Origin of the sequence: Chromobacterium subtsugae (assembly GCF_001676875.1) — a bacterium.
GTDB classification, from domain to species: Bacteria; Pseudomonadota; Gammaproteobacteria; order Burkholderiales; family Chromobacteriaceae; genus Chromobacterium; species Chromobacterium subtsugae.
Map to the genome: position 1 here is coordinate 1 of NZ_JYKA01000044.1, position 1,378 is coordinate 1,378.

General features: G+C 64.2%; 3 protein-coding genes. All 3 read right to left on the minus strand.

From position 1 onward, the window contains the following. Positions 1 to 113: 113 nt before the first annotated feature. Positions 114 to 365 (minus strand): hypothetical protein, encoded by a 252-nt coding sequence (locus tag MY55_RS22290; protein WP_065203060.1) that lies wholly within the window; start codon positions 363 to 365, stop codon positions 114 to 116. 60 nt (positions 366 to 425) lie between these two features. Next, a complete protein-coding gene (locus MY55_RS22295; RefSeq protein WP_065202197.1) occupies positions 426 to 626 on the minus strand; it encodes a hypothetical protein in 201 nt (66 codons plus the stop codon). A gap of 168 nt (positions 627 to 794) precedes the next feature. Then, complete coding sequence (locus MY55_RS22300) at positions 795 to 1,235, minus strand: hypothetical protein (protein ID WP_065203062.1); 441 nt, start codon at positions 1,233 to 1,235, stop codon at positions 795 to 797. Positions 1,236 to 1,378 lie beyond the last annotated feature (143 nt).

Here is a 1,378-nt window from a genome sequence, read left to right on the forward strand (position 1 = left end):
GTCGCTCTCCACCCCGTCGTCGGGGTAGCGCGGCTCATCGGCCTGGCCGGCCGCCGCCGGCAGCGGCTCAGGCCGCGGCGTGACGTGGTAGTCCTCGCCGTAGGTCTGGTAGCTCACGCCGCCCTCCGTTCCTGAGCTTCCAGCGCCAGCAAGTCGCGCTGGCGCGCCAGCTCACTATTGCGGGCTTCCAGCTCGTCGCAGCGCGCGACATATTCCATAGCCGCGCCATTCTGGGTGGCCAGTTGCTCGTCCTTGATGGCAATGACGGTCGCCAATTGCGCGATCTGGCGCTCACGTTGCTCCAGGAGCTGCGCCAGTACGGCGATTTGCATCGCGTAGCGCATGGTGCTGATGTGGGTGTTCATGTTGCTCTCCAGGGCGCCGAGCGGGCGCCGGGCAAGAAAATGGCCGCTTCGCGCGGCCTTTTACACGATTTCGACTGAGTCGAAGCCCAGCCGCTTGATGGTTAGCGGCTCTTTCTTATCCTTGGCCTCCATGTGCCGCTGGTCGATTTCCAGAAGCGTCACTCGGTTGCCGGCGTCGTCGGCTATCTGCCAGAGGTAGCGCAGGCCCAGTCCCTTGATGGTGGCCGAGTAGCGGCGCTGGGCGCCCAGCACGGCGGCCATGAAAAGCTGCGAGGATGACAAAGTGCTGCCAGGGGGGGGCTTTCCACTGGATATTGGCCACGCCCAGCGGCAGCGTGCGCTCGCCATCGGACAGAGTGAGGCTGATCTGATGGCTGAACCGCTCTAGCTTCTGGCGGGCTGGCTTTTTCACATTTAAGGGCTGCTTGCTCATGTGGCCGACTCCTTGCATGCCGCGATGGCGGCGCGTGCTCTGAATAGGTCCTGCAGCGCGCCAGGGCCGAGCGGGACGTGCTGGAACGAGTCGCACACAGCCTCCAGCGCCGCCAGCAACTGATCGCGCTGTTGCGCCACCGTCGAATGCCGGCTGGCAGGCACCAGTCCATGCGATACCAGGGCGTCGGGCAGGCCGGCGCACGCATTCACGCAGGCCACGATTCGGCGGGCGTTGGCAGCCTGCTGCTCTTCGGTCAGTTCCATGCTGGCACGCGGATCATCTGCCCAGTGGCCGATGCCAAGCTTGGTGTCCCAGTCGAGCAAAACAGCCATGCTGTTGGCTTCCACGACTTTGAAGCCGTTTTCGTCGGTGATGACTGCGCCATCGCTATGGCGCTCCTCGTACAGGACGAGGTGCTTGAAGGTGTGTTCCATCACGCCGCCTCCTTGTGTTGTTGACTCTCCTCAAGCCCGCCCAGCGCCTCCACCAGCGCGCTGACCAGTTCACCTAGCTCTTCGCTCATCAAGAGGAAGGTGGCGGCGAACAGGCTTTCGCGGTCGTCACCGGCCTGGCTTGC